This window comes from Hominimerdicola alba, assembly GCF_900109655.1.
Taxonomy (GTDB): Bacteria; Bacillota; Clostridia; order Oscillospirales; family Ruminococcaceae; genus Hominimerdicola; species Hominimerdicola alba_B.
The window spans coordinates 1-23081 of sequence record NZ_FOAT01000005.1 but is presented as its reverse complement, the minus strand read 5'-3'; the positions used below and the strand labels follow the sequence as shown (position 1 = coordinate 23081).

Genomic DNA, 23081 nt, shown 5'->3' with positions numbered 1-23081 from the left:
ATATATTTTAATACATTCTGCAAAGTAATGCAATAACAATTTACTGCATTGTGTAATATTATTAACCCATTATTGCGGTTTTTGCACTGAATTTTCGGTGAATTGATTTTAAGTTCATATCATTTCCTGAAACTGCAAAAAAATATCGCCCATGTATAAACATGGGCGCAATAATTATTCTATGCTAAGAAATTCATCGGGGATATAGCTGAGGCAGTCCTCGACGCACTGTCTGTTGAAGCCTTCGATATAGTTTCTCTCGAACATTTCGTCGGTATAGTCCTTGTAGGGATACTCGGCGCAGTTGTACCAGTCGCCATCGTAGCTGTCGGCTTCAAAGTGAGAGATTATGGGTATCGCCTTGACGTTTTCAAAGCTGATATTCCCTGTTTCGGGGTCTTTCACCACATTCAGCTTGCCTATGATTCCCACAGGTGCGCGGAGGTCGTACATGGTAGAGATGAAATTTCCCAGACCATAGTAGCAGAAAGCCTGTCCGCCGTCGGGCTTATCTATATAATTGCAGGTGCTTATGGTATGCGCCTGAGTACCGATAATGAGGTCTGCACCCCATTCCACCAGCTTTGGCGCCATAGTCTCCTGAACCACATTCAGCTCGTTCTCTATCTCGTTGCCGAAATGACAGCTTACTACCACCACATCAGCGAGTTCGTTTGCCGCCCTCACCTGACGCTCAACGATATCCTCATCGGAGAGGTATACCACTCTGCCGGGCTCGCCCTCTTCAATATAGTAACCGTTGGTATGCTCCATATATCCCAGGAATGCAAAGGTTATGCCGTTTATCTCCTTGATGCGGATATTTTCGCTGTCGGCTTCATCGCGGTAAGCGCCGTAGTGTACAACGCCCTTGCTGTCCCAGTAGTCAAGACTGCTTATTAGACCGTTTCCGCCCATATCCAGCACATGGTTATTGCTCATGGATATGACATTGAAGCCGATATCCACCATATGGTCGCCGTTTGCGGTAGGTGTGGCAAAGAGGGGGTAGCTCTGGGGGCCGTAATCATCAGTCACGAGAGTTTCCTGATTTAGTATCGCAAGGTCGGTGCCTTCAAGGTAACGCTCCACATTCTGGTAAGCGTAGGTGAAATCATAATGATCGTCATTGCCCTTATGCCAAGCCTCGTTATAGATATTATCATGAACAAGATTATCGCCTGCGCAGAGCAGGGATACCACATTGGATGGCTGATCTTCGGGGATAGGAAGCTTTTCAGCCTGCTCCTCATCGGTGGTTATCTCGTCATCGGCTTTATTCTTAATATTCAAGCCTTGGTCTTTTATACCGACAGGTGGTTCCTTGCCGTTATCAAGACCCTCTGTATCTCTTATGCCCATACTTGCGCAGCCGGCAGAAGCCGTCATCAAAGCAACGCACAGCATTGCAGCGAGTTTATTTGCTTTCAAATGCATCATTATCCTCCGTTTCGGAATTGATTCATAAAGGATATTATAACATATTTTCCTGCGATTGTAAAGCCCTGGGTCAATTCATAATTCATAATTCATAATTATAGTGCGTGGTGGAAACGTTGCAGGGTTTAGGATAGAATGCCAGTGAAGAGAGCTTTGGCTCAAGCCTTTCGCGAAAGGCTTGCGGAGAGCACACAGTCAGCAAAGCTGACTGTTAGAGGCAGCGCCTCTCGGTCAAGGCACCAAAGTGACGTGGCAATAAAGCAGTAAATAGCAAAACAAACTAACGTCCAAATAAGGCGCGGCAATAAAAAAATTTCAGAGCGTGGACAAATCTTTTGTCCACGCTCAAACTATGTGCGTAAAAATATTGCCGCGCCCGAAATCAACGGCGAAAACTCACATTCTATCGTACACAACTAACACCAGACTATCCCAACAACCCCAAAAATCTACGATAAACCCTAACAAAACCATACTATACAAAAAGAGCACCATCAGCCACCCCGATGATGCCCCTGCCTATTATTACCACAAAAGAATATCCTTACTTATCCCTCATATGAATATCCAGCTGTTCAAAAGGAATGATGATCCCGTTCTCGTCAAAAGCTTCCTTTATCTTCTGCAGGATATCCCAGCGTACCTGCCAGTAATTCTCCGTCTTCACCCATGAACGCGTCAGGATTATTATCGCATGAGTACCATGCTCCCCGATCACTACCAACGGCTTCGCAGGCACCGAAAGCACCCTGTCATCAGCCTGAAGCACACCCCGAACCAGCTCCATGACCTTCTTGTGATCTTCGGAGTAGGATATGGGGAATTTCAGCTCAAGACAGCGGTTCTTTTCAGCAGTGCAGTTCGTTACCGAGCTTTTTGAAGCTATGCTGTTGGGGATGTATACCGCCTTGTTTTCGATGGTGTTCAGCTTGGTGTACAGTATCGATATCATGTCCACCGTGCCCTCGTCATCGCCTATCTTGATGTAATCACCACAGCGGAAAGGCTTCGCGAAGAGTATTATGAACCCGCCCGCCACGTTTGAAAGGCTGTCCTGCAAAGCAAGACCGATGGCGATTCCCGCCGTGCCGATAGCCGCCAGTATCGAGGACATAGGCACTTTCAAAGCCGAAAGCGCACTCACCACAACGATGACAGTTATTATCACCTTGACCATTGACATCAGGAACTTGTGTACCGTAGCATCAACGTGTTTGAGCTTCAGTCCCTTGCCCATGAGCCGCAGGGTTATCACCTGGGCGATGTATCCGCCCACAAGGATTATACCCGCCGCCAGCAGATTAGGCAGCATATCCTCCAGCCTTATAAGAAATCTGTCTAACATTATACTCACCCCGTAAAACTCACCAAAATCAGCCTTTGCTGACTTTCATATACAAGTTTATTATACCATATGTAAATGCAAAAGTAAAGATACCGAGAAACAAAAATCTCTCATATGCCTTTTTCCGTAAAGTGACCGCCCCTCCGACGTAAGGACTAACACCACATATCCCGCCAAATGCAGACCCGCCCCGCAAACAATTTCTAACATTATACGAACCCATGCCATGATATCCCAATACGTACCGTCGTATGCCACCGCATACGCAGGCAAATGATTTCCATTTCAAGTCGCTATCACATAACACACATATTTCTGACACATTCAACAGTTATAATTAAATGATTTAATTTATTAGGAGGACATTAGTATATATGAGAAAATTAACAAGAATAACAGCGTTAGTCTTCGCGCTTTGCTTTTGCGCAGCCGCAATGACAGCCTGCGGTGACAGTGATACCGATAAGGCGGTAAATGAAACATCAAAAAGTGCTTCCGCAGACGATATTAAGGAAGAAGACCTTGATGCGGCTCTTGATAAGCTTGAAAAGGACACCGCCGAGGAACTTGAAAAGGAAAAGCAGGAAGCGGCAGAGTCAGCAGCAGCCGCAGCAGAATCCGAAGCAGAACCCGTTGTTGAAGAGATAAAGTATGAAGCGACCGAGGAGATCAAAAATGCTTCATTCAGATCGGGCTATATCCAGATAGGTGATACTGTATTCAGAAACGGCGGCTATATCACAGTTGCGGATTTTGTCGAAAAATACGGTGATAAGTATGATATGTCCGAAATACATCTTGATGAATATTTGACTCCGGAAGAACAGAAGAATTCTTTTGTTCCGTCATTAACTGATACAAGAATTACTTTGGAAGTAAGTTATGGAAAAGTCCATGCTGAAGAAAATGAGAGAGTACAGATCAAGGATGCCATTGTTTCAAGTGTATCAATTAAAGATGATGCTGAAGGTCTTTGTTATTATCCTACCGGAGTATATGCAATGGATTATGATACTGCGAAATCTTGCATTATCGATATGGGATTGGAAGAAATAAAGGAAGTTGGCTTTACCGTGTTAGATAATGACGCTTATATAGAGCAAACAGATAATTTTTACACTGATATTGACGGAGATGAGGAGAATTTGTATGGGATAATTCCCAAATACTTCTATATTTTCCAGTTTGACACAAGTACTTTGAAGGGAACGAAAATATATATAGATAAATTATGGCTATAAACCTAAGGACATTGAAAGAGAAAAAAATTAATTATTTATAATAAAAAGGCACTTCCGCGAGTGCCTTTTTCATTTCAGCAGTAATATCGGACAGCATTGGCGGAAAAAACTTACGAGATCATACCAACGTATACGGTCGTATAATTTCGTATACCGTGGTATATCTGTTGACAGCCCATGTATACTTTGGTATATTTTGGATAAGACCGGAATTCCAAACATAACGAAAGAGATGAATACAATGCGTGACTATTACGAAAAACTTCAAACCGAGACCAACTGGTTCAAACTGTTTGTACCCTACTTTTTATGGTGGACGCTCTATCTTGTAGTAATTTTCCCCATCATCAAGTATATCATTGAAGTTCTCATAAGGCATAAGGAATACAGCGGAAATAATATCGGTTACGCCATAGCTGCATCTCTGTTTAGCAGTGTCATCGTGTCAGGTGTAAAAAGCTATGGCAATCGTAAAAAGAAAAAAGAAGAACAATAAATGAACAAATTGAAATAAACACAATGCCCCGAAGCCTTTCCGAGAACGCTTCGGGGCTGATCTTTTGCATAAAGCGCCACCTGAATACGTTAGATCTCAGGGCGTTTTTCGTGTTTAACAGATACTCGAGCCCCGAAAACACCGATATATCAATGATTGAACAGCACACAACGCAGATACGCCATAAAACCGCTCCGAGAACATCAATTTCACCCCTGCAAACCGACGTTTTACCGTGGTAAGAAAAAATTATTAAAAAAAATAAAAATTTGCCAAAAAGGTCTTGTATTTTTCTGTCAGGTGGTGTATAATTGATACGTATGTTGAATAAATTCTTGGAGGAGTTCTTATATGAGTGATTTACGATTCATGTTTGCTCAGTTGCTTTCCAGCAATATCCCGCCCGACAGGACAGACCTCAGTGCGGAAACTATCGTTTCGGTAGTAATCACGGGTATTTCCGTGGTTTTCATCGGTCTGATAATCCTGATCGTTCTCGTGTCCCTTTACGGCAAGATATTCGAGGGTATCAACAAGAGCGCGGAAGCTAAGGCAAAGGCTAAGGCTGAAGCCGAGGCAGCAGCTAAAGCAAAGGCAGCTGAAACCGAGGTAAAGGCAGCACCTGCTCCCGCCACCGCACCTGCACCCGCAGTTGAGGACGGTATCGAGGAAGAGGTGGTTGCAGCCATCATGGGTGCCCTTTCCGCAATGTATGCGGGCAGCGGCAAAAAGCCCGTGCTCAAGGGCGTTAAGGCTGCAAAGCCGAGAAGATCGGCATGGTCTGCCGCGGGCATAATGGATAATACCCGCCCGTTTTAGCTTTGGAAAGGAACGTGATCTGATAAAATGGCTATAATTCAATCGTTTTGGAACACTCTGACTCAGCTGGCACAGGAATCGGGCTTTGCAGGATTTTTCGCTGACGGCGGCTGGAAGAACATCATAATGATACTTATATCTTTCGTGTTCATGTATCTCGCTGTGGGACGCGGCTTTGAGCCCCTGCTGCTGCTGCCGATTTCCTTCGGTATGCTGCTGACAAACCTGCCTAACGCAGATATGTATCACCCCGAGTTTTGGGAATACTATGAAAAGTTTGAAGAAGATGCAGGCACGGTGAATGACCACTACATCGACTATCAACGAATACTTGAACACGGCGGACTATTGGATATACTCTACATGGGTGTTAAGCTCCAGATCTATCCTCCGCTGATATTCCTCGGCATCGGCGCCATGACCGACTTCGGTCCGCTGATCGCTTCCCCCAGAAGCTTCCTCCTCGGTGCTGCTGCACAGGGCGGTATCTTCTTCACCTTCGTAGGTGCTGCCGTACTCAACATGAGTGCTGCTGACTGCGCATCCATCGCTATCATCGGCGGTGCTGACGGTCCTACATCTATTTACGTATCTTCACAGCTGCTCACCAAGCACAGTGCTTGCTCCGTTGGTACCATAGCACTGGCAGCTTACACCTATATGGCGCTGGTTCCTATTATTCAGCCTCCTATAATGAGGGCTCTCACCACCAAGAAAGAGCGTTCAGTAGTTATGGGTCAGCTGAGACCTGTTTCCAGACTTGAGAAGCTGATCTTCCCCGTACTGGTTACACTTATCATCGCTCTGATGATCCCCTCCGCTGCTCCTCTGGTAGGTATGCTGATGTTCGGTAACCTGCTGAAAGAAAGCGGCTGCTGCGACCGTCTTGTAAAGACCGCACAGAATGAACTGATGAACATTATCACCATATTCCTGGGTGTTACCGTTGGTGCAACAACTCAGGCTGATAAGGTAATATCCCTTGACTTCGGCAAGGTAATGCTGCTGGGCGTAGTAGCATTCTCACTGGGTACCGCTTGCGGACTTCTGCTCGGTAAGCTGATGTATGTCCTCACAAAGGGCAAGATCAATCCTCTGATCGGTTCTGCCGGCGTTTCCGCCGTTCCTATGGCAGCACGTATCTCTCAGAAGGTAGGTCAGGAAGAAGTTCCTACCAACTATCTGCTGATGCATGCTATGGGTCCTAACGTTGCAGGTGTTATCGGTTCCGCAGTTGCTGCGGGCGTACTGCTTGCGATAGTTAAATAAGATAAAGCAAAAGCGCTGTCGAAAACGACAGCGCTTTTTTTGTGTGACCATGTATATCTTGCTTAGCGTCAGCAAGTAAGGGAAGTTCTGTCCCTGTTACGGATATTATAGCACATTACTTACAAAATTGCAATAACCAATTGAGGAATATTTACTAAAATTTCAGAATTTTGTTCGTTTAACTGTTGATAATATTAAATTCTTTGTGTCCGAATATTAAAAAGGAGCCTATGCACTCTGCATAAGCTCCTTTCATTGTCTTTTCAACAGAAATTATTTTTTGCTTGTCAAAAGATTCTTGCCCTTTACATGAGCCGCCGCCTTTGTGACGTCAGTATTGTTTATCTTGCCGTCACCAAGCAGATATTCATTACCTGCATAAGCCACAGACCTTGTTTCCTCCTTGCTGCATCTGCTGCAGGTGTGTTTTTCAGTTCCGTTTTTCTCTTTGGTCGCGGGTGTGACTACTGTCCATGCACCCCAGTCGTGACCAAGGACAGGTATCTCAGTGGTATATTTATCAAGGCACTTTGAACAGGTATGTGTTACTTCGCCTTTCTCGGTGCAGGTCGCCTTCTTTGAAATATGATCTTCATAGGTGTGGTTGCAGTCGATAACTATAACAGGTAAGAGTTGATACTTTCCGCCCAGTTTGACATATTCCTCAGTAACTGCCTTGTTTATATCATAGCAGTAAATAGCATCAACTGTAAAATGATATCTCGTAGTTTGACTTGTTTTGTAATACTTACAACCGAGAGCATAATCTCCTATGTATGTAACACCCGCAGGGACTATGATAGGTGAGAAGCTTTCACAGTTTTCAAAACAATAGTTGCCAATGGATGTTACTGAATTCGGGATAGAAATTTAAGCATGCTGCAACCCTGAAACATTCTGTTTGTCAAAGTTTTTATATCCTTTGAAAGAGTTATGTTTTGCAGATTTTTACAGTCTTTGAAAACTGATGCACCGTAATCCGTTGTCTTGGGAGCTTCAATAGAAGACAGCGATTCACAGCCATCAAAAGCAGAGCCTTGAATGGTCTGGGCGTTGCTCAGATCAATGCCTTCAAGCTTCTGGCAGTTGTAAAAAGCAAAACTATCTATTTTATAAAGGGATGAAGGGAAATCACTTTTCTTCATCTGAAGATTGCCGCACTCATAGAATGCGGACCCTTCGATAAAGCACAGACGGCTGCAGTTCTTGAGATTGTCAAGCTTTTTCAGATTTTTGCAGTATGCAAATGTACCATACTTTATGGTAGTTACAGTGCTTGGAATTTTAACTGTGACAATATTCTCATTTTTGTAGAACGCCTTTTCTCCGATGAACTGTACAGCATAGCCGCCAAGTTTATCGGGTATCGTGACATTTTCGGCTGTGCCTCTATATCCTGTCACCATTGCATATCCATACTCTTTGCTTACATAATAGTCGAACAGTCCATACGATTCATCAGCTGAAGCAGTTACGAAGGCATTATCGGTGAACACACCCTGCGTGAGCGTGGCAGCTTAGCCCAGTGTTAAACTAAGTGCCAGAACCATTGATAGTATTTTCTTGTTCATTTTCATACTCCTCTTTCTCTGTATAATACAGATTATTTTATTTGATATTATACAATATTTTAAAAAAGTCAATATGATAATATATATGATTACGATATATAAGCTTAACAAAAGAGTTCAAAACAATTACAATTTCCCTTACCGCAGTTACCGAATTGAAAGATTTGTCCCCCGAAACGCGCACCGCCGCAAGTATAAGTTGCGATATGTGCAAAACGGGTGAAAGTAAAATGAAAGGTTGATTATTAGCCTTGAAAATAATGTGAGTTTATGATATAATGTGGGTGAAAAAGATGATCTATGACGAATGTCAAATATGGCTATCTCTTTAGCACACCACTTCATACGCCGGATAATAATGAATAATTATTTGAGATGTATTCTTCCCCCGCCGCAGGCGGGGGAAGAATACCGCCAACTATTGCTATTGCCTATCAAAAGGTTTTATAGAATGATGTGTCATCGGGATAAGCATAATTTCAAATATCGAGTAAGGGGGTGAGCATATGAAAGATATAGGTGAGAGACTTTCAGCCTACGAACCGCTGTGGGAAAACTGGTATAAGGATTCCTACCTTGGCAGCGGTGGTTCGGGCAAGGTATATAAATTCCGTCAGGAGCTTTACGGACAGGTGAGATACTGCGCGGTCAAGGTACTTCCCATTATCCTGGACAGAAGCGTCTCCACCACCCGCGAGAGCCGTGAGCAGGAAATGGCTGAGCGCAAACAGCAGGTGGCAGAAGAGATAAAGAATATGTACCGCCTTGGGGATAAGCCACATCTGGTACACTGCATAAACCATACCTACCGCGATATCATCGGCGATGACGGCGATGTTATCGGCTTTGATGTGCTCATTCAGATGGAATATTATACCACCCTCACCGAGTACATAAACAGCAGGGGAGTCATGTCCCCACGTCAAGTGGCAAAGCTTGCTTCACAGATAGGTGAAGCTCTCCGCTCCATGCAGGAGATAAATATGCTCCACCGCGATATCAAACCCGATAATATCTACGTTGACGATAAAGGCGAATTCTACCTGGGCGATTTCGGCATAGCCAAGCAGACAAGGGCAGGAAGTTTCGCAACCTTTGTGGGAACTCAGCCCTTCATGGCACCCGAGGTCTGGAACGCCCGCACCCCCAATGAACAGCATTACGGCGCTTCCGCGGATATCTATTCTCTTGGTATAACCCTGTATTATCTGCTTAATGAAGACCGTCTGCCGCTGGTAAATGAGGGAGATAACCGCAACGCCATCGACGCGGCTATCTTTTCAAGACTGAGCGGCAAAAACTTCGGCAAGCCGAAAAACGGCAGTGAAAAGCTGAAACAGCTGGTGATGGATTGCTGTGCTTTCGACCCCGCAGACCGTATCCCCGATGCCGAGAGATTTCTTGCGGCACTGGAAGGCTGCTACTATACCACAGAAAATACGGATAATACGGAAGATACAAAGTCCCCCGAAACTACCCCTGTTAAAGAGGAAGAACCCGACACGCGGGACGACCTTGAACTGACCGACAGCATTTTTATACGTCCGGGAGATTCCGAGGAGGAAGAGCTGATAGTCCGCCCCGCCCCCGCAAGACCCGAGCGCCGCCAAAAACAGTCTCCCGCAAAGCTCCCGCCAAAGGAGAAAGAGCCTGCGCATCTGTCAAAGGCTACCAAAAGGGCGGCACTCATCATCGGTCTGACCATATGCTTTTTACTTGGCGTAGGCGGACTTTTCTTTACTAAAACGATATGTATACACCACTGGCAGGCAGCCACCTGCACCAAGCCCGAGACCTGCACCCGCTGCGGAAAGACCCGCGGTGAACTGGCAGACCACGATTTTGAGGAAGCTACCTGCACCCACCCCAGACGCTGTAAAGTCTGCGGACTGGAAGAGGGCGACAAGCTTGAACATACCTGGATGCAGCCTGACTGCACTCACCCAAAGACCTGCTCTGTATGCGGCAAGACCGAGGGTGAAGCTCTGGGTCATACATGGAAGGAAGCTGACTGCGAAATGCCCCAGTACTGCGAAGTCTGCGGGCTAATAGGTCAGGAAGCCCTGGGACACAAGTGGAAAGAAGCCACCTGCACCTCTCCCAAGACTTGCGAGAGATGCAAAAAGACCGAGGGCAAGGCTATCGGTCATAAGTGGAAAGCCGCTACCTGTACCGAACCCGAGACCTGCGAAAACTGCGGTGAAACAAGGGGCAAGGCAAAGGGTCATACCTGGAAAGAAGCCACTCTCACCAAACCAAAGACCTGCTCTGTCTGCGGTGCCACCGAGGGCACCGCCCTGAACTATACTTCCAAGGGCACCATGTATGTGGATACCGACGGCGGTACCCTGGCACTACGCGAGGAAAAATCCTCCAGTTCCAAGCTTCTGGCTTCCATACCCGACTGCACCCCAATACAGATATGGTACACAGGCAGCTCAGCATGGTACTATACCTTATATAATAATACCTACGGCTACGTAAATTCCTACTACCTGTCTTCCACCGACCCCATGCTGGGGGACGGCGTGGTAAGCGGCTGGTACGATGTGGGATATATGGACGAGCTTGAAGTAACGGTGGAATCTGCCGAGATAGACGGCAACAAGCTGACCGTTGAGCTGAACATATACAACTCCGGCTCCGATTTCCTCTGGCCTGATTTATACATTTATTATAACGGCTCCGAAAACGCAAGGGGCAACCTCATTGATTCCACGGATATCATACTTACGCCCTACGGCGAAAGAACCGTAAAAGTCAGCTGCCGTACCACCGGAAGCTTCGGCAGAGGCAGTCTTAAAAACATTGTTGTAGTTGACGGAAACGGTAATAAAGTCATTCTTGAACCCTGATTTTTGCTCATGATGTATTAAGAAATCGTCAATATATCCAAAAAAAATCAGATAAAGGTATTGCAATCAGTAAAAAAATATGTTATAATATTGTAGAAAGTTGTGTAGCTTTTCAACTGTTGATGTATATTTTATGAACGGAGGGATGACCGTGAAAGTAGCGTTGCGCTTTTTGAGATCGTTTCTGTTCAATCTTCTGATGAACCACTGGGGCGGAGTAGTAAGTGCGGTACTGCTGGTACTGCATTATATGGTCGGTCTCCCGATGTGGTATTTCTGGGTCGCTCTTGGCGGCTGGCTGTTCATCATATTAGTGATGACGCTGTTCCTGCACTGGGTAGGCAGACAGCCCGATGCCCCCGAAAAACCTAAGGAGAACAAGAACCCCTATTCGCAGAAAGGCTACAAGACTATTAATATGCACAGATAAATATACCGTGACAACTGGTATCATATAGAATTTATTTTTCAATTTTTTAAGGAGGGTCTTACTATGGGACTTATTATGGCAGCCATCGGCGCAGCAGCCGGTACAATGGCAGATCAGTGGAAGGAATATTTTTACTGCGAGGCACTTCCCGATGAAGTGCTGATGGTAAAGGGACAGAAGGTAGTTACAGGCAGAGGTCAGAACACCAAGGGCAATGATAATATCATCAGCGCAGGTTCAGGTGTAGCAGTTGCTGACGGACAGACAATGATAATCGTTGAAGACGGTGCTATCATCGAAGTCTGCAACCGCCCCGGCAGATATACCTTTGAACTGGGTACACCTTCACTGTTTGCTGACGGCAAGCTTGGTACCAAGATCAAGGAGACATTCAAGCAGATCGGTCAGCGTATAGGCTACGGCGGAGATCCCGGAAAAGACCAGAGAGTATACTATTTCAATACAAAGCAGATCTCCAACAACCTCTTCGGCACCCCCGAGGTAGTACCTTTCAGAGTTGTTGACTCCAAGATCGGCCTTGATGTGGACGTTTCCATCAAGTGCAGCGGTATGTACACATTCCAGATCGTTGACCCGCTGCTGTTCTACACAAATATCTGCGGCAATCAGGCTGTTGAATATAAGAGAGAGACCATCGCGCCCAGAATGAAGGCTGAATTCATCGACGCGCTGACTCCCGCATTCTCCACCCTTTCGGATATGGAGATCAGACCCAACCAGATCCCCGGCAAGAAGACCGAGCTGAAGAACGCAGTAAATACCGCTCTTGCTGATACTTGGGGCAAGAATATGGGTATCGAAGTTGTTGAAGTTGCTATCAAGGCTCTCAACCTGCCCAAGGAAGATCAGGAAATGATCAAGCAGGCTCAGCAGGAAAGCCAGAAGCTTTTCATGGAAGGCAGACGTATGAGTATGTACGCTGATCCCACCATGGCAGCAGGCGGACTTGTTGCAGCTCAGGGCGACGCTATGCGTGCGGCAGGCAGCAATGCAGCTGGCGCTATGACTGGCTTTATGGGTGTTAATATGGCTCAGCAGGCAGGCGGCATGAATGCTCAGCAGCTCTTCGCTATGGGTCAGCAGCAGGCAGCACAGCAGCAGGCGGCAGCTCCCGCTGGCGATAGCTGGACTTGCTCATGCGGTACAACAAATACAAGCAAATTCTGCCAGAACTGTGGTTCACCCAAGCCCGCACCCGCAGCAGAAAACGGCTGGACCTGCTCCTGCGGTACAGTAAATCAGGGCAAATTCTGCCAGAACTGCGGCTCACCCAAGCCCGCAGGCGCTAAGGTATACAAGTGCGACAAGTGTGGCTGGACTCCTGCGGATCCTTCCAATCCTCCCAAGTTCTGCCCCGAGTGCGGCGACGTATTCGATGATAACGACGCTACCAACTGATAAGCGCATTTTAACCGAATAATACACGATTGCAGAGGTGCAGGCATCTCTGCAATCGTTTTGTATGGCAAAGGCAGCTCTCTGCATTTGTCTGATAATAATGATTAGGAGAAACACTAATGGCAGTACAAGAATATAAATGCCCGTGCTGTGCAGGTGCCATCGAGTTCAACTCTCAGTTGCAGAAGATGAAATGCCCCTACTGCGAGACAGAGTTCGATATGGATACCCTGCTGGCATACGACGAAGACCTCAGCACAGACGGCAACGACGAGTTAGACTGGAATCCCGAAGCTTCCGAATGGCAGGAGGGCGAGACCGATAATATGCGTGTCTATACCTGTCAGTCCTGCGGCGGTGAGATAATCGGTGACGAGACCCTTGGCGCTACAAAATGCCCCTACTGCGATAACCCCGTTGTCATGACAGGTCAGTTCCGCGGCAACCTTAAACCCGATTATGTCATACCCTTCAAGCTGGATAAGAATGCCGCAGTGGAAAGTTTTAAAAAGCACCTTGTGGGCAAAAAGTTCCTGCCCAAGGTCTTCAAGGACCAGAACCATCTGGACGAGGTAAAGGGCTTATACGTCCCCTGCTGGCTTTTTGATGCCGATGCTGACGGCGGCGTGCGCTATAAATGTACCCGCACCCATTCCCATACCTCGGGGAACTACCGCATCACCGAGACCAGCTACTATTCAGTATACCGCGAGGGTACCATGTCTTTTGATAATATCCCCGTTGACGGTTCCACTAAAATGCCCGATGACCTGATGGAGTCCGTAGGTCCTTTCGATTTCAAGGACGCAGTTCCTTTCCAGACCGCTTATCTGGCAGGCTATCTGGCAGATAAGTACGATGTAAGCGCCGATGATTCAACAGAACGCGCCACAGTACGCGCCAAGGAAAGCGTTGATGACGCATTCAGAAAGACTGTATCAGGCTATACCAGCGTAACCAAGGAGGGCGATAATCTCCGCCTTAAACAGGCAAAGGCAAAGTACGCGCTCTACCCCGTTTGGGTGCTTACCACCAGCTGGAACGGTCAGACATTCCTCTTTGGCATGAATGGTCAGACAGGCAAATTCGTAGGCAACCTGCCCTGCGATCCCAAGGCATTCTGGCGCACATTCTGGTTAACAGCAATAGTCTCAGCCATAGCCATATTCGGCGTAGGCTATTTGTTCTTCAGATAGGGGGTGCGCATCATGAAAAAGATATTTGCAGTCCTTGCGGCAGCAGCAGTAATGATAATAAGCGCAATACCTGCCTTAGCTCTGATCCCCGAAGAATACGCATCACAAAACTTGTATGCTCCCGAAAGATTAAAGCCCCGCGTGGTGGATGATGCTGATATCCTCCCGGGTTTCGCAGAAGATAAGCTTCTTTCAAGGCTTGATAGTATAAGCGAAGAGCATAACATCGATGTAGTCCTCGTGACCGTCAACTCCCTTGGCGGAAGAGCCCCCGATCAGTTTGCACGGGATTATTTTGCATACAACGGCTTCGGCATGGGTGATGGAAAGGACGGATTCGTGTTCATGCTCGCCATGGATACGAGAGATTATTCCATTCAGTGCACAGGCAAAGGCGAAGAGATATTCAACGATTACGGCACAGGTTTCCTTGTTGATCAGATGATCGGCGATCTTCATGACGGAGATTACTACGATGCCTTCGATAAGTACGCCGATATCAGTGAAGATTTCATCAAGGAATGGGAGAAAGGCACGCCTTACAGCGCAACTCACAGGGCAAAGGGCAAGCTCCATCCGGGCTGGATATTAGGCGCTCTGATAGGCGGTGCGGTCATCGGTCTTATCGTTTCTGAGTCCATAAAATCCCAGCTAACCAGCGTATCCATGCAGCACGGCGCAGATGACTATATCCGCAAGAACAGTTTCAAGCTGACTGTTCAGCGCGATAACTTCCTGTACAAAAACGTTACAAAAACGCGCATCGAGAGCAGCAGCGGAAGCAGCGGCGGCAGCCACGGACACGTTTCACACGGTTCGTCAGGCGGACACTCCTTCAGCGGACGAAGCGGAAAATTCTGATAACAAAAAAAACGGCGGAAGAACCAAATCTTCCGCCGTTATTTTTTTCTCTCATATTTCCACGAAAAGCGAACTTACCGCTTTTCCTCATTCTTCCTCGCCCTTATCTTCTCTATCTCAGCTATTATCTTGTTCGCCCAATCATCGTCCTGGGCACCCACGGTGAACACCTTGAAACCGTAAGTACGACCGTTCTGCGCTACCGAGATATCATCGTCGATATGCAGGTCAATGCGGTACTTGCTGGGATATTTCGAGGGCATACCCTCAGAATGTCCCTTCTGTACCTCCTCAGCATGACGCTTGCCGTTCACCACTTCATCAAGCTGTATCCCGTAACTGCGGAACATACCGCGGATATACCTTTCCGACCTAAAGGACGTGGTGTATATCCAAAGCTCTATACCTGCACTGCGGATATACTTCATAAGTTCAATCGTCCCCGCCCGAAGCCTTTCCTTGTATATATGATTAAGCGGAAATTTCAGCGCAGGTTCTACTTTAAAATTCTTCTCAGATACGAACAGCGTATCATCAAGGTCAAAAGATACTTTCATAAGCCGACACTAATCCCTGGTAAATTCCTTGCGGTACTCACCGGGAGTTATCTCCTCATACCTCTTGAAAAGCTCGCACAGGTATCCGGGGGTGCAGAAACCGGTCTCCACAGCTATCTGTTCGATAGGCTTCTCCGTGTTCGCCAGAAGCTGTTTAGCCTCGCGGATACGGCGCTTTGCCACGTATTCTGTGGGTCGGCAGTCAAGTGACTTCCTGAAAAGTCTGCAAAGATGCTGTTTGCTGACCCCGGAAACATCACACAGCTGTTCCAGTGTTATCTTATCTGGATAATTGCGGTTTATGTACTCGATAGCCTTTACCAGCGGTCCCGAAGGCTCACTGCCCTCGTACTCGCCCGATACAACCCTGTAAAAATCTATCAGGAAATTGTAAAGAAGTCCCGAAGCGCGATAATTACCAAATATTGTATCACTGCGGAGCGCCTCATGCATCTTCATAAAGCCCTCTTCCAGAACATTTATATCGCTCAGCCTGAAAACCCTGGGCTCAGTCATGCCGAATTCTTTCAGCATACGGTCATAGCCGTAACCCCCTGCGGTTATCCAGCGGGTATCCCATAGATCACCCGTGGTGTAGTATTCGTGTGGAACATCAGCAGGCAGGAAAAAGCCCATATTCGGGGATATACGGTAGCTTGCACCGTTCACATTCAGCATACCGCTGCCCTTAGTGCAGTAGATTATCTGAGGGTAGCGAAAGCCCTCGGGTCTGTTAACGTGGGACTGATATTCATTCTGACCGATGGTTATTATGTAGATAGGCAACCGAGTTTCAGTGCCTACGATAGGGTAATCGTCAAAGAACATAGCGTGTAACCTCCAAAGGTTAATATTGTTATATTTATAATACCACAAATACTCTCCATCGTCAAGAGTAAACAAGCAATCGTGCAAAATTCCACATTCTAAATAATTGCGGGTTGTCGATTTTGTGCATTTACACAACGAGTGAAATTCCGCGGCAGGAAACCTGCGCACAAAACAAACTATGCCGCGAAATTCAGTTCTCTATAAAAATCGAGACACCATCAGTAGACCCGATGGTGCCCCAAAAAATATATAACCACGAAACTTCGTTTATTTCAGTAACTTGTCCCAGACGCCCAGCGAACCTAACAGCAGAACAAACAGCAGTACAGGTTCGATGAACTTCACCATAACGATATACATACCTTTTCTGCCGAAACGCTCGCCGTTCTTGGTTGCCTCGTCAATGATGGTCTTGGGCTTTACTATCCAGCCGATGAGTATGCAGGTGCTGATAGCAACAACGGGCATCAGGATATTATTGGAGATGTAGTCGAAGATATCAAGTATCTGACCGTTTTTGCTTCCGTTGGGAAGGTCTACCTCGAAATAAAGCTTGTTGTAGCCCAGGCAAATAAGTATGCCCAACGCCAGTGCAGCAGCTGTTTCAAAAGTAACAGCCTTTTTACGCGACCAGCCGAACTTGTCCATAAAGCCCGAAACAACAGCTTCCAGTATGGATATGGAGCTTGTCAGCGCCGCAAACAGTACCATTATAAAGAATGCAGCACCTATCCATGTGCCCGCAGGACCCATAGCTTCGAATACCTTGGGCAGTGCAATAAACATAAGTCCGGGACCAGCTGTCATGCCATCTGTGCCGAGGAATGCGTATACCGCAGGGATTATCATAACGCCCGCAAGGAAAGCTACCAGCGTGTCGAATATCTCAATGCGGTTTACGGACTTCATCAGGTTCTCATCGTCCTTGAAGTAGGAACCGTATGTTACCATGATACCCATAGCAACGCTTATGGAGTAGAACAGCTGTCCCGTAGCGTCAAGCACAACGTTGAATATATCCTTTGCGCCCATGCCGTCGAGGTTTGGCACAACGAATATCTTGAAGCCGTCCAGACCTGTTCTGCCGTCATTGCCTTTCAGTGTCAGCGAGAATATCGATATACCGATTATCGCCAGCAGAAGCAGAGGCATCAGTACCTTTGATATGGATTCGATACCCTTGTTTACGCCCAGTGCGATGACAATAGCAGTCGCCGCAAGGAAAATAACGTCGAATATAATAGGCGAAACGGGTGCGGTTATGAAACTGCCGAAATATTCGTCATTCGCCGCAGCAGTGCCGTTGCCTGTTGCGAATACAGTAAAATATTTCAGCACCCAGCCGCCGATCAGGCAGTAGTAAGGGAGTATCATAAAAGGTACTATCTCCGCAAAAACGCCTATCCACTTTGACTTTTTGTGAAGTTCACCGTAAGCTGTAAGACATCCCTGCTTGGTCTTTCTGCCCATGGCAACTTCGCTGACCAGCAGCGTGAAGCCGAATGTCAGGGCGAGTACCAGGTATATCACCAGGAATATACCGCCGCCGTTTTTAGCCGCAAGATATGGGAATCGCCAGATGTTTCCAAGTCCCACCGCCGAACCTGCCGCCGCAAGCACGAATCCCAGTGAGCTTGAAAATGAATTTCGCTTTGACAAGTTTGTTTTTTCCATTTTCTAACACTTCCGTTTCCTTGATATCTCTCATGCCACCTATCCGTCCAGACATGAAAATATCGAAAATTTAAATAAGATTTACCTTTTGACATTATAGCATATTTCTGATTTTATTGCAACCCAATAAATGAATTACGGTCAGTTTTTTTATGAACTTTCAACCGGTAAAATTTAGTATATTATCATGACACCGTATAATCACGTTAGCATGGTCAATAATAAAAACAGTGAACGGCAGAGAAACACCGTTTAACAATAGTATGCCATAAAAGAAAGGAAAGATAACAATGAAGAGATATCTTGCAGTGACTATCTGTGCGCTGTCGGCGGCGGCAGCCATAACAGCCTGCTCGGCAGGCGAGCGCAGCGATTCGGAGTATAAGGCAGGCAAGTATGAGGAAAGCAGCACCGTGACCACAACACGTCCTGCTGTTACTTCAAAGTCCGATACTTCAAGCAAAACCGAAACTTCCTCACTCCGTGACGAAAGCTCATCAAAAAAGGAGGAGCTCTCATCACTCCGCGACAATGACATCTCCCGCGATGATTCGGGTGACGTAATGAGCCGTATCGGCGAGGGCATAGATGATATCCTCGAAGGCGGCAACGATGTCATAGATGACACCATCGACACAGGCAGAGATGTGGCAGACGATATTTTCAGATAACTAAAAGGCGGGTCAGCACCCGCCTTTTTTTGTCCTCGGGCGGAAGGCTCGACTCGTTACGCACATTGATAGTACGGTCAGTTTGTTTCTCTGTACCATTTGGAGGGTCATGTTTATATATAGTATACCCGATAAAATCTTTCCCAATCTCTTTACATTCAAGAAATAATTTGTTATAATAATAAAAGTCCGAAACAGAAGGAGAAAACTATGCAGAAAACAATACTTATTATAGAAGACGATTCCGAGATAAATGATATGCTCCGCATACTGCTGAGACAGAACGGATACAGCACCATAAGCGCCTATTCGGGCACCGAGGGGCTTCTCGCCCACAGCAAGGACGTGGATCTTATCCTATTAGACCTGATGCTGCCGGGGCGCAGCGGTGATGAAGTTATCAGGGATCTGAAAGAAAAGCACAATGTGCCTGTTATAATCACAAGCGCCATACACGATGTTGAGAAAAAAGTGGATCTTTTTTCTCTGGGGGCTGATGACTATATCACAAAGCCCTTCAATAACGATGAGCTCCTTGCACGTATCGGCGCAAGGCTAAGGGCGAATTCGGGGGCTTCCTCGGGGGAGATACTTATATTCAAGGATATCGAGCTGAATGCTACCGATTTCACCGTGACGGTGGCAGGCAAGCCTGTTGAACTGCCCCGCTATGAGTTCGCACTGCTGAAACTATTCATGGAAAACCAGAACAGGACCTGCACCAAAAGCCTTATCTACGATACCGTCTGGGATTACGAAAATTCCGCCGACGACAATACCCTGAACGTGCATATGAGCAAGCTCCGCAAAAAGCTGAAAGAGTGCAGTGACGAGGAATACATAGAAACTGTATGGGGCATAGGCTACCGCATGAAAAAATGATCGGTTAAGGATTTTTTAAGGGTTGATTTAAGTGTTTATTAAGACCTTGCTGTTATAATAAAGATAACAAAAGAACGGAGGTCAGCAAAATGCGAGAGATCGTACTTCAGACAAAGAAGCTTACAAAAAGCTATGGAAGATCTACCGCCCTTGATCATGCCGATATGACCGTATTTAAAGGAGATATCTACGGCCTTATCGGCAGAAACGGCGCGGGCAAGACAACAATGATGAAACTGGTTTCGGGACTTACAGAACCCACAAACGGCGAGTATTCCCTATTCGGAAAAACAGGCATGGCGGCGGAGAACGAAAAGCGCCGCATAGGCTGTCTTATTGAAAATCCCGCCTTTTTCGGGAATATGACAGCTTACCAGAACCTGCGCTACTACTGCTATCAGAAAGGCATAGCAGACCGCAAGCAGATAGACGAGGTGCTTGAACTTGTAAAGCTGAGTGACGCGAGGAACAAAAAGTTCAAGACCTTCTCACTTGGTATGAAGCAGAGGCTGGGCATAGCCTTTGCGGTACTGGATAACCCCGATATAGTTATACTGGATGAACCTATCAACGGTCTTGACCCCATAGGCATCAGCGAACTGCGCGAGACTTTCCGCAGGCTTTCCCGCGAAAGGGGGATGACGCTGATAATCTCCAGCCATATCCTTTCGGAACTTTATGCAGTGGCTAACAGATTCATGTTCATAGAAAACGGAAAGGTACTTAAAGAGGTATCAAAATCCGAGCTTGACCTTGAATGCAGCCGATGCATAGCACTTGGCACAGACGATACAGCAAAAGCCTCAACTATCCTTGAAAGACAGCTGGGCATCACCGATTATAAGGTGATAGACAGCCACGAGATAAGGATATACGATGAAAACGCAAGACCCAATATCGTCAACAGAACACTGGTGCAGAACGATGTTGATGTTATGAAGATACACGAATCTGGCGTTTCGCTTGAGGATTATTTCAAAAAGCTGGTGGGGGAGGTGAAGTCATGATTAATCTTATGAAAGCGGATCTTTACCGCATAGTCAAGACAAAGGGCTTCATAATATTCTGGCTGGTATCCTTCCTGGTATCCATGCTTTCCATAGCCTACCACGAACCCGGCGGCATAATGCTTGGGGGAGATTTTGACCTGAACGGTGCCCAGAAAATGGATATCAAGCAGGCAGCCATGAATCTTGTGTACTACTTCCTGCTTATAATGCCTGTATTTGGCACGATCACCGCGGAATTCACCGAGCACACCATCAAGAACACCATAACCTCAGCCGTCAGCAAGGGCAAGTTCTATTTCGCTAAGACAGTGTTCGCGCTAGTTTATTCCCTGGGCTGTTTCCTGGGTGCGAACTATCTGTTCTATTTCGTGAACCGCGCTGTCAACGGCAGCAAGTACAGTTCCACCTTAGGTGAATACTCAAAAGTCCTTTTCGGACAGTTCCCTGTATTTGTGGCGATAGTATCGGCATTTGTTTTCCTTGCTTTCTTTTTCAAAAAGGGCGCGGCTTTCAACTCCATCGTGATAATCACACCGCTGGTGTATTCACTTTTCATATCCATATTCTGTGAGATAGAGAGCGCACAAAAGATCACTGAAAAGCTGGTAGAATTCGAGGTCAGCACCATGATAGGCAAACTTGCTTTAGGCTGTTCCCAAAGCTACCGCACCGACTGCTATATCATATCCGCAGCTATCACTGTCATATCCTGCGTACTGGGATATCTGATATGGAAAAAAAGAGAAGTCTGAAATCTTATAGTAAACCGAAATTTTACTGAACGCCGCGGCGGAATTCTCAGCTGCGGCGTTTGGTGCTGATTATATTTTTATAGCGTTCCCTTTACAGACCCAAAATAAACAGAGTATGATCAAGGTCAGGAAGTCTTTTCCTGCGCCAGATACAAAAATCGGGCTCTAAAGGGCTAACAAGATCAATTATAGAATTGGGGGTGCCGTCATGACAGCGGCAGTTGTAATTTTATCGGTGATCCTTGCTGTCGTGACGGCGCTTTTTCTGCTTGAAAAGAAAGAGCTGTCAAACATAGCAAAACAGCTGGCAGAGCTGAGAAGTCAGGACACCAACCGCCTTATCAACGGCGAAAACGGCATGGCGGATAAGCTTATCATGGAGATAAATTCCATGCTGAAAGATATACGCGAGACCAAGGCTGACTACAAAAAGAAAAACCACGCTCTTGAACAGATGATAACAAATGTGTCCCACGACCTGCGCACACCGCTGACCTCGGCTATGGGATATATCGACCTGATACAGCACTCAGACCTTTCAGAGGAAGAAAAAAGCAGAGAGCTCGCCATAATCGAGAACCGTCTTATCAGGCTTCAGGAGCTGATAAACTCATTCTTCGAGCTGTGGAAGATAATCTCCCGCGGCAAAAGTCCAGAAAGATCAAACGTTGATATCGTAGCCGTTCTCGAAGAAGCTATCGTACACTACTACGATGACTATTGCGGCAGGGACAGGCAGATAGTATTCAACTGCAATCAGCGCAAGCGCATGGTATCCTCAAACAGGAATATGCTGCTGAGGATATTCGACAACCTCATCGGCAACGCCCTGAAACACGGCACAGGCGACCTGACCATAACAGTGATCGATGGGGACGATATGCGCATAACCTTTGAAAATGCCATTATCTCTCAGGATATCGACACCGAGCACATCTTCGATGAATTCTACACAACGGATATCTCCCGCACCAAGGGCAACACAGGTCTGGGTCTGGCAATAGCCAAGCAGTTCACCGAGATGCTGGACGGTACTATATCAGCTGCGCTATCGAATGGCAAGTTTATTCTGACTATCACTATGCAGTGATGATCTATCCTGCTAATCTATAAACGAGGTGATATCATGACCGCAAATAATAACATTGACATACAGACAGGCTATTATAAAAAGGCAGCATTTGAAGAGTTTGCCGACATGGCGGAACGAGAAAGCAAGTTTCTCGGCGTACCGATAGGCGTACTGTATACCGATATAAATGATCTGAAAAAATATCACGACTATCACAGCCATCTGATGAGCGATGTGCAGGTCAGGAAAGTGGCTTTGGTGATACAGGAAGCCACCGAATGCAGAGGTGAGTACTACCGTTTCGGCAGCGATGAATTTGTTGCGGTGTTCTGGGGTTTCAAAAAAGAAGAGTTTGACAGATACATGAAGAGCATAGCTGAAGCCAAGGAAAGGCTGGAAAAATCAGATGTTATCAGCTTTGCGGCGGGTGAATGCTTTGCTGAGTCCGCCAAGGATATACGCTTGGCGTTGAAGACCGCGTATGAAAGGATGCGTGCTGATAAGGAGAGGTATCATGCGGGGCATTAGTGAAGATGGGGTGTCGCGGCAGCAAACCTGTGCGAAAAACAAACTTTGCCGTGAATAGAGCTTTGGGTCAAGCCTTTCGCGAAAGGCTTGCGGGAGTTTGAGGGCAGAGCCCTCAATCACCAAGGCACGAAACCAAAATGCAGAGCGAACTTTAAAATCACA

The 23081-nt window shown here is 46.5% G+C and carries 21 protein-coding genes; 15 read left to right on the top strand and 6 right to left on the bottom strand.

The window, feature by feature from the left end; translation table 11 throughout:
* Window positions 1–174: 174 nt before the first annotated feature.
* Both BMY75_RS07130 and BMY75_RS07125 read right to left on the bottom strand, forming a co-directional pair.
* The gene (locus BMY75_RS07130; protein WP_074831766.1) at window positions 175–1437 is read right to left on the bottom strand and encodes a CapA family protein; all 1263 of its coding nucleotides are present in this window, start codon (window positions 1435–1437) and stop codon (window positions 175–177) included.
* 547 nt (window positions 1438–1984) lie between these two features.
* A complete protein-coding gene (locus tag BMY75_RS07125) occupies window positions 1985–2785 on the bottom strand; it encodes a mechanosensitive ion channel family protein (RefSeq protein ID WP_074831763.1) in 801 nt (266 codons plus the stop codon).
* A gap of 374 nt (window positions 2786–3159) precedes the next feature.
* Between BMY75_RS07125 and BMY75_RS07120 the strand changes: the two genes are divergently transcribed.
* The 4 genes from BMY75_RS07120 to BMY75_RS07105 all read left to right on the top strand — a co-directional run bounded on the left by BMY75_RS07120 (window position 3160) and on the right by BMY75_RS07105 (window position 6610).
* Window positions 3160–4026, top strand: a complete 867-nt coding sequence (locus tag BMY75_RS07120; protein ID WP_074831761.1) for a hypothetical protein — start codon at window positions 3160–3162, stop codon at window positions 4024–4026.
* Window positions 4027–4267: 241 nt separating this feature from the next.
* A complete protein-coding gene (locus BMY75_RS07115; protein ID WP_074831758.1) occupies window positions 4268–4522 on the top strand; it encodes a hypothetical protein in 255 nt (84 codons plus the stop codon).
* A gap of 351 nt (window positions 4523–4873) precedes the next feature.
* Window positions 4874–5341, top strand: a complete 468-nt coding sequence (locus tag BMY75_RS07110; RefSeq protein WP_081350473.1) for an OadG family protein — start codon at window positions 4874–4876, stop codon at window positions 5339–5341.
* Window positions 5342–5368: 27 nt separating this feature from the next.
* Entirely contained in the window at window positions 5369–6610 is a 1242-nt protein-coding gene (locus BMY75_RS07105; RefSeq protein ID WP_074831755.1) for a sodium ion-translocating decarboxylase subunit beta, read from the top strand.
* A gap of 848 nt (window positions 6611–7458) precedes the next feature.
* Here BMY75_RS07105 and BMY75_RS07095 read toward each other — a convergent pair.
* Window positions 7459–8106: a leucine-rich repeat domain-containing protein gene (locus BMY75_RS07095; RefSeq protein ID WP_074831753.1), complete on the bottom strand. Its 648-nt coding sequence runs from the start codon at window positions 8104–8106 to the stop codon at window positions 7459–7461.
* A gap of 581 nt (window positions 8107–8687) precedes the next feature.
* Here BMY75_RS07095 and BMY75_RS07090 point away from each other — a divergent pair.
* The 5 genes from BMY75_RS07090 (at window position 8688) to BMY75_RS07070 (ending at window position 14942) form a co-directional block, all read left to right on the top strand.
* Entirely contained in the window at window positions 8688–11036 is a 2349-nt protein-coding gene (locus tag BMY75_RS07090; RefSeq protein ID WP_074831751.1) for a serine/threonine protein kinase, read from the top strand.
* Between the two features lie 151 nt (window positions 11037–11187).
* On the top strand, window positions 11188–11466 hold the full coding sequence (locus BMY75_RS07085; protein WP_139199741.1) for a hypothetical protein: 279 nt from the start codon (window positions 11188–11190) through the stop codon (window positions 11464–11466).
* Between the two features lie 63 nt (window positions 11467–11529).
* Window positions 11530–12885, top strand: coding sequence for an SPFH domain-containing protein (locus BMY75_RS07080; protein WP_074831746.1), 1356 nt, complete (start codon window positions 11530–11532; stop codon window positions 12883–12885).
* 119 nt (window positions 12886–13004) lie between these two features.
* The gene (locus BMY75_RS07075; RefSeq protein ID WP_074831743.1) at window positions 13005–14081 is read left to right on the top strand and encodes a TFIIB-type zinc ribbon-containing protein; all 1077 of its coding nucleotides are present in this window, start codon (window positions 13005–13007) and stop codon (window positions 14079–14081) included.
* Window positions 14082–14093: 12 nt separating this feature from the next.
* Window positions 14094–14942 carry a TPM domain-containing protein gene (locus BMY75_RS07070; RefSeq protein ID WP_074831741.1) on the top strand — a complete coding sequence of 283 codons (849 nt, stop codon included), beginning with the start codon at window positions 14094–14096 and terminating at the stop codon, window positions 14940–14942.
* Between the two features lie 74 nt (window positions 14943–15016).
* On the opposite strand, the gene BMY75_RS07065 is transcribed toward BMY75_RS07070, so the two are convergent.
* The 3 genes from BMY75_RS07065 to BMY75_RS07055 form a co-directional block, all read right to left on the bottom strand.
* Entirely contained in the window at window positions 15017–15499 is a 483-nt protein-coding gene (locus BMY75_RS07065; protein WP_074831738.1) for a hypothetical protein, read from the bottom strand.
* A 9-nt stretch (window positions 15500–15508) separates the two neighbouring features.
* Window positions 15509–16327 (bottom strand): AraC family transcriptional regulator, encoded by an 819-nt coding sequence (locus BMY75_RS07060; RefSeq protein WP_074831735.1) that lies wholly within the window; start codon window positions 16325–16327, stop codon window positions 15509–15511.
* A 270-nt stretch (window positions 16328–16597) separates the two neighbouring features.
* The gene (locus tag BMY75_RS07055) at window positions 16598–18004 is read right to left on the bottom strand and encodes a sodium-dependent transporter (protein ID WP_074831732.1); all 1407 of its coding nucleotides are present in this window, start codon (window positions 18002–18004) and stop codon (window positions 16598–16600) included.
* 290 nt (window positions 18005–18294) lie between these two features.
* On the opposite strand from BMY75_RS07055, the gene BMY75_RS07050 reads away from it, so the two are divergent.
* The 6 genes from BMY75_RS07050 to BMY75_RS07025 all read left to right on the top strand — a co-directional run bounded on the left by BMY75_RS07050 (window position 18295) and on the right by BMY75_RS07025 (window position 22919).
* Complete coding sequence (locus tag BMY75_RS07050; RefSeq protein ID WP_074831729.1) at window positions 18295–18675, top strand: hypothetical protein; 381 nt, start codon at window positions 18295–18297, stop codon at window positions 18673–18675.
* A gap of 210 nt (window positions 18676–18885) precedes the next feature.
* Window positions 18886–19557, top strand: a complete 672-nt coding sequence (locus tag BMY75_RS07045) for a response regulator transcription factor (protein ID WP_074831727.1) — start codon at window positions 18886–18888, stop codon at window positions 19555–19557.
* An 89-nt stretch (window positions 19558–19646) separates the two neighbouring features.
* Entirely contained in the window at window positions 19647–20564 is a 918-nt protein-coding gene (locus BMY75_RS07040) for an ATP-binding cassette domain-containing protein (RefSeq protein ID WP_074831724.1), read from the top strand.
* On the top strand, window positions 20561–21319 hold the full coding sequence (locus tag BMY75_RS07035; protein ID WP_074831721.1) for a hypothetical protein: 759 nt from the start codon (window positions 20561–20563) through the stop codon (window positions 21317–21319). The genes BMY75_RS07040 and BMY75_RS07035 overlap by 4 nt, the downstream gene beginning before the upstream one ends.
* 208 nt (window positions 21320–21527) lie before the next feature.
* Window positions 21528–22409 carry a sensor histidine kinase gene (locus tag BMY75_RS07030; RefSeq protein WP_074831717.1) on the top strand — a complete coding sequence of 294 codons (882 nt, stop codon included), beginning with the start codon at window positions 21528–21530 and terminating at the stop codon, window positions 22407–22409.
* A 36-nt stretch (window positions 22410–22445) separates the two neighbouring features.
* The gene (locus BMY75_RS07025) at window positions 22446–22919 is read left to right on the top strand and encodes a GGDEF domain-containing protein (RefSeq protein ID WP_074831714.1); all 474 of its coding nucleotides are present in this window, start codon (window positions 22446–22448) and stop codon (window positions 22917–22919) included.
* Window positions 22920–23081: the final 162 nt, after the last annotated feature.